We start from the raw sequence: 5972 nt of genomic DNA, 5'->3' as shown, positions 1-5972 counted from the left end.
GTGGGGAGGATCTCGGTGCCGATAGAGGCGGGGCCGGGGAAACCCCGCCTGCTCGGGGCGGCAGGACGGCTCAGGTGCCCCTGCCTCCCGTCGTTCGTGGCGAGTGACGGGGAGCCTCGCCGTTCGAGAGCCGGATCGGGGAACGCCGTGGCCGGTACTGCAGTGGACGGCGCGGTGATCAAAGGGGCGGCGCGCGGCACCGTCTCACGCGCCCCAGCGAGCGCCGCCCCGCGCGCCACGCCGAGCGCCGCCCCGCGCGCCACACCGAGCACCGTCTCACGCGCCACGCCGAGCGCCGCCCCGCGCGCCACACCGAGCACCGTCTCACGCGCCACGCCGAGCACCGTCCCGGGCGCCACGCCGAGCGCCGTCCCGCGTGCCACACCGAGCACCGTCCCGCGCGCCACGCCGAGCGCCGTCCCGGGCGCCACGCCGAGCGCCGCCCCGCGCGCCACACCGAGCACCGTCCCGGGCGTCGTACCAACGCTCATGACACCGGCTCCGTCAGTGCGCGGTCCATCGGTACCTCGGTCGTCACCGTGACCGCCGCCGGGTTCAGGTCGGACGGGGTCGGCATGACGCTGCCCGGCAGCTGGACGGCTGCCGCGCCGTGGGCCACCGCCGAGGCGAGGGCCTTCGGGCCGCTGCCGCCGGCGATCAGGAAGCCGGCCAGGGACGAGTCGCCGGCGCCCACGTTGCTGCGGACGGCGTCCACGCGTGCGCTGCCGAACCAGGCGCCCGCGCCGTCCACGAGCAGCTGCCCGTCGGCGCCCAGGCTCGCGAGCACGGCGCGCGCGCCCATCTCGCGCAACTCCTCGGCCGCCTTCACCGCGTCGCCCACCGTCGCCAGGGGGCGCCCGACGGCTTCCGCGAGCTCCTCGGCGTTCGGCTTCACCACGTCGGGCCGCTCGCGCAGCGCCTCCAGGAGCGCGCGCCCCGAGGTGTCCAGGGCGATCCGCGCGCCCCCGGCGTGCGCCCGCGCGACGACGTCGGCGTACCACGCCGGCGCGAGCCCACGCGGAAGGCTTCCACAGCAGGCGATCCAGCCCGCGTCCCGGGACTGTGCGCGCACCGTCTCCAGGAGCAGTTCCTGCTCCTCCGCGGACAGCTCCGGGCCCGGCGCGTTGATCTTGGTCAGTACCCCGTCCGCCTCCGCGAGCGCGATGTTGGAGCGGGTGGCTCCGGCGACCGGGACCGGCGCGACCTCGATGCCCTGTGCGTCGAGCAGGTCCGCGACGAGCGCTCCCGGCGCACCACCCAGGGGCAGGACGGCGACCGTGCGCTGTCCGGCGGCCGCGACGGCGCGCGAGACGTTCACGCCCTTGCCGCCGGGGTCCATGCGTTCGCCGGTGGCGCGGATGACCTCGCCGCGCTCCAGGGAGGGGACCTCGTAGGTGCGGTCGAGGGAGGGGTTGGGGGTGACGGTGAGGATCATGCGCGCACCACTTCCGGGCCGCCGCGCTCGATGGCGACGGCGTCGTCCTGGCTCAGACCGCTGTCGGTGATCAGCAGGTCCACGTCGCTCAGGTCGCCGAAGCGGGCGAAGTGTTCCTGGCCGTGCTTGGAGGAGTCGGCGAGCAGCACCACGCGGCGGGCTGCGGCGACGGCCGCGCGCTTGACCGCGGCCTCGGCGAGGTCGGGCGTGGTCAGGCCGTGGTCGGCGGAGAAGCCGTTGGCCGCGACGAAGAGGACGTCCGCCCGGATCTCGCCGTAGGCGCGCAGCGCCCAGGCGTCCACGGCGGCGCGCGTACGGTGCCGTACGCGCCCCCCGACCAGATGGAGCTGGATGCCGGGGTGGTCCGCGAGGCGGGCCGCGATGGGGAGACTGTGGGTGACGACGGTGAGGGACGATTCCAGCGGGAGGGCGGCCGCGAGGCGGGCCACCGTCGTACCGGCGTCGAGGATCAGGGTGCCCTCGGTCGGCAGTTCCGCTACGGCGGCCTTGGCGATGCGGTCCTTCTCGTCGGTGGAGGTGCCCTCGCGTTCGGCGAGGTCCGGTTCGAAGTCGAGACGTCCGGCCGGGATGGCACCGCCGTGCACGCGGCGGACCAGGCCGGCGCGGTCGAGGGCCTTCAGGTCCCGGCGGATCGTCTCCGCCGTCACCTGGAACTCCTCGGCCAGCGACACGACGTCCACCCGGCCGCCGTCACGGGCGAGCCGGAGGATCTCCTGCTGCCGCTCCGGTGCGTACATGTCCGTTCCCCTCCGGTCCGAGAACCGGCTGACCCCGGTCACCGTGGTGCCCCGATGTCCGACCGTTTCCGATTGATGCCCGAACTTGTGGCTTCACTCGGGAGGCTACGCCCGGATTTCCGGAAAGTAAACAGGTTCGGGCATCAGTCGGACACATACGGGCGCCCCTGGCCCGAGGGAACGCCGGGGACGGCACGGCGAAGGCCCGCCCTCGCGATGCGAGGACGGGCCCTGACGACCGTTCCGACCTGGGGCGACGCTCACCTCACCCGACCAGCGACGGCTGCTGCTCCTCCGACTGCCCCGACCTGAGCCCGGCACCGGCACCGGCACCGGCACCACCGTCCCCGCCGTCAACACCAGTGACATCAGCGACACCAGTGACACCAGCGACGCCATCCACCGCGTCCGCCCCCTCCACATGCTGGGCCGGCCGCTTCGGCAGCGCGAACATCAGGATGAAGATCAACCCCATGACCACCGCCACCCACACCAGCGCGTGCTGGAAGGCGTTCACGAAGGCCGGGCCCACCTGGGTGCGGGTCAGCCGGTCGCCGATCTCGCCGAAGAAGACCACCGACACGAGTCCGAGTCCGAGCGCGTTCCCCATCTGCTGGACCGTGTTGATCAGGCCCGACGCCGATCCCGCGTGCTCGCGCGGCACCTCGGACAGCACCGCGTCCGTCAGCGGGGCGACGATCAGGCCCATGCCGACGCCCATCACGACCAGCGGAAGGGCCATCTGCCAGGAGGCGATGCCGAGGCCGTACCGGTCGGACTCGGCGATGTAGAGCAGCACGCCCAGGGCCATCAGCAGCGCGCCCGCCTGGAGCACCTTGCGGCCGAACCGCGGTACCAGCTGCTGCACGGACAGCCCCGCCGCCGTGGAGACGGCGATCGAGAAGGGCACGCCGGTCAGCCCGGCCCGCAGCGGGCTCCAGCCCAGGCCGATCTGCATGTACAGCGTCCACACCAGGAAGAACACACCGAGCGCGACGCCGAAGACCGTCTGCACCGCGATCCCCGCCGCGAAGCTCTTCACCCGGAACAGGGAGAGTTCGATCAGCGGCGAACCGTCCCGTGCCGCCTTCCGGCGTTCGTACGCCACCAGCGTCCCGAACACCACGACCGCGCCCGCCATCGAGCCGTACCCCCACAGCGGCCAGCCCAGCTCGCGGCCACGGGTCAGCGGGTAGAGCAGCATCAGCAGGCCCAGTGTCACCAGCGCGACGCCGACGAGGTCCAGCTTCAGCGCGCGCGGTGCCTTGGACTCGGTGATGAAGCGGCTGCCGAGGACGAGCCCCGCGATGCCGACGGGCAGGTTGATGAGGAAGATGGGGCGCCATTCGAGGCCGAACAGGTTCCACTCGGTCAGCAGGGCGCCGAGCAGCGGGCCGGTCACGGCGCCCAGGCCGACGACCGCGCCGAACAGACCGAAGACCTTGCCGCGCTCATGGGCCGGGAAGGTCGCGTGCACGATCGAGAGGACCTGCGGCACCATCATCGCCGCCATGCCGCCCTGCATGATCCGTGAGGCGACCAGCATCTCCGGGTTCGCGGCGAAGCCGCACAGCGCCGAGGCGAGCGTGAAACCGCCGATACCGACCAGGAACAGCCGTTTGCGGCCGTGAATGTCACCCAGGCGACCACCCGTGATCAGGCCGGCGGCGAAGGCCAGCGCATAGCCGGCCGTGATCCACTGGATCTGGCTGAAGGAGGCGCCCGCTTCCCGCCGGATGGACGGGATCGCGATGTTGACGATCGTGACGTCGACGAGATCCATGAAGGCCGCGGTCATCACGATCGCGAGCGCGAACCAGCGACGCCGGTCCGTTACGACGGCTGCACACGCGTCGGAACTCACGGCAGAACTCACGTCAGGCGTTTCGGTGGAGGTCATACCGTGAAGCTACGACCCCAGTAGGTCAGATCGTGTCCTAGTCGTACGGCATCCTCGAACTCATGACGACGGACACCCCGGCACGACTGCTGCAGCTCCTCTCCCTCCTCCAGACGCCCCGCGAATGGCCCGGCGGCGAGCTCGCCGACCGGCTCGGGGTCTCCCGGCGCACGGTGCGGCGCGACATCGAACGGCTGCGCGAGCTGGGCTATCCCGTGCAGGCCACGATGGGTTCGGATGGCGGCTACCGGCTGATCGCGGGGAAGGCGATGCCGCCGCTCGTGCTCGACGACGAGGAGGCGGTGGCCATCGCGGTCGGTCTCCGCGCGGGCGCCGGGCACGCGCTGGAGGGGGTGGACGAGGCGTCCGTACGGGCGCTGGCCAAGCTGGAACAGGTGCTGCCCTCGCGCCTGCGGCACCGCGTCTCCACGCTCCAGGCCGCCACCATGCCGCTGACCAGCGGGGACGGGGCGAGCATCGCGCCCGAGACGCTGACCGTGATGGCGTCCACGGTGGCGGGGCGGGAGCGGCTGCGGTTCGCCTACCGGGCGAAGGACGGCACCGAGACGCGACGGGTGACGGAGCCGTACCGGCTCGTCTCGGCCGGGCGGCGGTGGTACCTGGTCGCGTACGACCTCGATCGCGCCGACTGGCGGACCTTCCGGGTCGACCGGGTGAGCGAGCCGTTCGCGACCGGCGCGCGGTTCGCTCCGCGGGAGCTGCCGACCGGGAGCGCGGCCGAGTACCTGCGCCGCTCCATGCAACGGCAGCAGGAGTCCTACGACTTCGAGGTCACCTTCGCCGCGCCGGCGGAGGTCGCCGCGGCGAAGCTGCCGACGTGGCTGGGCACGCCGGAGCCGCTGGACTCGGGCTCCTGCCGACTGCGGGCCACCGTGAGCGACGCGATGGAGTGGACGGCGGTCCGGCTGGTCCTGACGGGTCTTGAGTTCACGGTCCGGGAACCTGCGGAACTCGTGGAGTGCGTACGGGAGTTGGGGGGCCGGTTGGTGAGAGCGGCAGGCTAGCCCCGAGCCCTAACCAGGCTCCTCCGTGAACTTCGTGAACTCCCTCCACGGGAAGTCCCGTAGCGCGTCGAGGTTTCTCAGTGCCATCGCCGCCGGTCCGTTCGGGCCCGTGGTCGGGGCGTCGCTCGCCGCCCAAGCCTCCACGGCCACCCGCACCGCGGCACCGGCCACCGCTGCGGCGAACCGCAGTCGCGGGGACGGACCGGAAGCTGCACCCGGGGACGCACCGGAAGCTGCACCCGGGGACGTACCAGAGGCCGTGCCAACGTTGTCCAAGGCGCCGAGCCTCCTCGCCAGCGCCTCCCCCAACCTGCCCTCCGAGTCCCGGCAGACCTCCGCCCAGACCTTCCCCAGGGCCGGGCTCGTGTCGGTGAGGCGGATGAGGGTGCGGACCAGTTCCCAGGAGGAAGCGGAGACGCCGGCGCCCGGGGTGAAGGTGTGGCGGGCCGCGTGTTCGAGGGCCTCGGGGACGGAGAGGTGGGCGGGGGCCCCGGTGACCGCCTCCACCCAGCGGTGTGCGCCGGCCGCGTAGAGGGGGGCGACGGCCTCCTCCTTGGTGGCGAAGTAGCGATAGAACGTGCGCGGCGCGACCCCGGCTGCCTGGGCGATGTCCTCGGCGCGGGTGGCGCGCAGGCCCTGTCTCACGAACAGTCCGGCCGCCGCTCGGGCGATCTCCATCCTGGTGGCCGCCTTGCGCCGTTCGGTGAGGGTGGCGGCGGCCTGCCGGGAGGTTCCACGGGAGTTCGAGGAGGGGGTGGGGCTGCTCACACCGGCAGGCTATGCCGATGTGGCACAATCTGCCATCCGGCGGGCCACCCCGGGGTTCAGGTCCGGGGTGCCCCGCCCCCCAGCAT

5 protein-coding genes and 1 pseudogene are annotated in these 5972 nt (G+C 72.8%); 1 reads left to right on the top strand and 5 read right to left on the bottom strand.

Annotated elements, in window-relative coordinates; genetic code table 11:
* The 4 genes and pseudogenes from GRC12_RS41070 to GRC12_RS41055 all read right to left on the bottom strand — a co-directional run.
* Positions 1 to 491 (bottom strand): annotated as a pseudogene (locus GRC12_RS41070) (hypothetical protein); the annotation flags it as partial.
* On the bottom strand, positions 488 to 1435 hold the full coding sequence (gene pfkB, locus GRC12_RS41065) for a 1-phosphofructokinase (protein ID WP_208785546.1): 948 nt from the start codon (positions 1433 to 1435) through the stop codon (positions 488 to 490). The pseudogene GRC12_RS41070 and the gene pfkB, both read right to left, overlap by 4 nt.
* Positions 1432 to 2193, bottom strand: coding sequence for a DeoR/GlpR family DNA-binding transcription regulator (locus GRC12_RS41060; RefSeq protein WP_208785545.1), 762 nt, complete (start codon positions 2191 to 2193; stop codon positions 1432 to 1434). The genes pfkB and GRC12_RS41060 overlap by 4 nt, the downstream gene beginning before the upstream one ends.
* Before the next feature lie 265 nt (positions 2194 to 2458).
* Positions 2459 to 4093, bottom strand: coding sequence for an MFS transporter (locus GRC12_RS41055; protein WP_439959942.1), 1635 nt, complete (start codon positions 4091 to 4093; stop codon positions 2459 to 2461).
* A gap of 62 nt (positions 4094 to 4155) precedes the next feature.
* Between GRC12_RS41055 and GRC12_RS41050 the strand changes: the two genes are divergently transcribed.
* Positions 4156 to 5118: a helix-turn-helix transcriptional regulator gene (locus tag GRC12_RS41050; protein WP_208785544.1), complete on the top strand. Its 963-nt coding sequence runs from the start codon at positions 4156 to 4158 to the stop codon at positions 5116 to 5118.
* A gap of 9 nt (positions 5119 to 5127) precedes the next feature.
* Here the strand turns inward: GRC12_RS41050 and GRC12_RS41045 are convergent, their stop codons facing one another.
* A complete protein-coding gene (locus tag GRC12_RS41045) occupies positions 5128 to 5796 on the bottom strand; it encodes a TetR/AcrR family transcriptional regulator (RefSeq protein ID WP_208785547.1) in 669 nt (222 codons plus the stop codon).
* Between the last annotated feature and the right edge of the window lie 176 nt (positions 5797 to 5972).

The organism is Streptomyces griseorubiginosus, assembly GCF_017614965.1.
Lineage (GTDB): Bacteria > Actinomycetota > Actinomycetes > Streptomycetales > Streptomycetaceae > Streptomyces > Streptomyces griseorubiginosus_B.
The sequence above is the reverse complement of the archived record's forward strand: the minus strand, read 5'-3'. Positions and strand labels throughout refer to the sequence as shown.

Bases quoted from the DNA above. Each gene is read 5' to 3' on its own strand.
- pfkB (WP_208785546.1), bottom strand. From the start codon at position 1,435: ATGATCCTCACCGTCACCCCCAACCCCTCCCTCGACCGCACCTACGAG.
- GRC12_RS41060 (WP_208785545.1), bottom strand. From the start codon at position 2,193: ATGTACGCACCGGAGCGGCAGCAGGAGATCCTCCGGCTCGCCCGTGAC.
- GRC12_RS41055 (WP_439959942.1), bottom strand. From the start codon at position 4,093: ATGACCTCCACCGAAACGCCTGACGTGAGTTCTGCCGTGAGTTCCGAC.
- GRC12_RS41050 (WP_208785544.1), top strand. From the start codon at position 4,156: ATGACGACGGACACCCCGGCACGACTGCTGCAGCTCCTCTCCCTCCTC.
- GRC12_RS41045 (WP_208785547.1), bottom strand. From the start codon at position 5,796: ATGGAGATCGCCCGAGCGGCGGCCGGACTGTTCGTGAGACAGGGCCTG.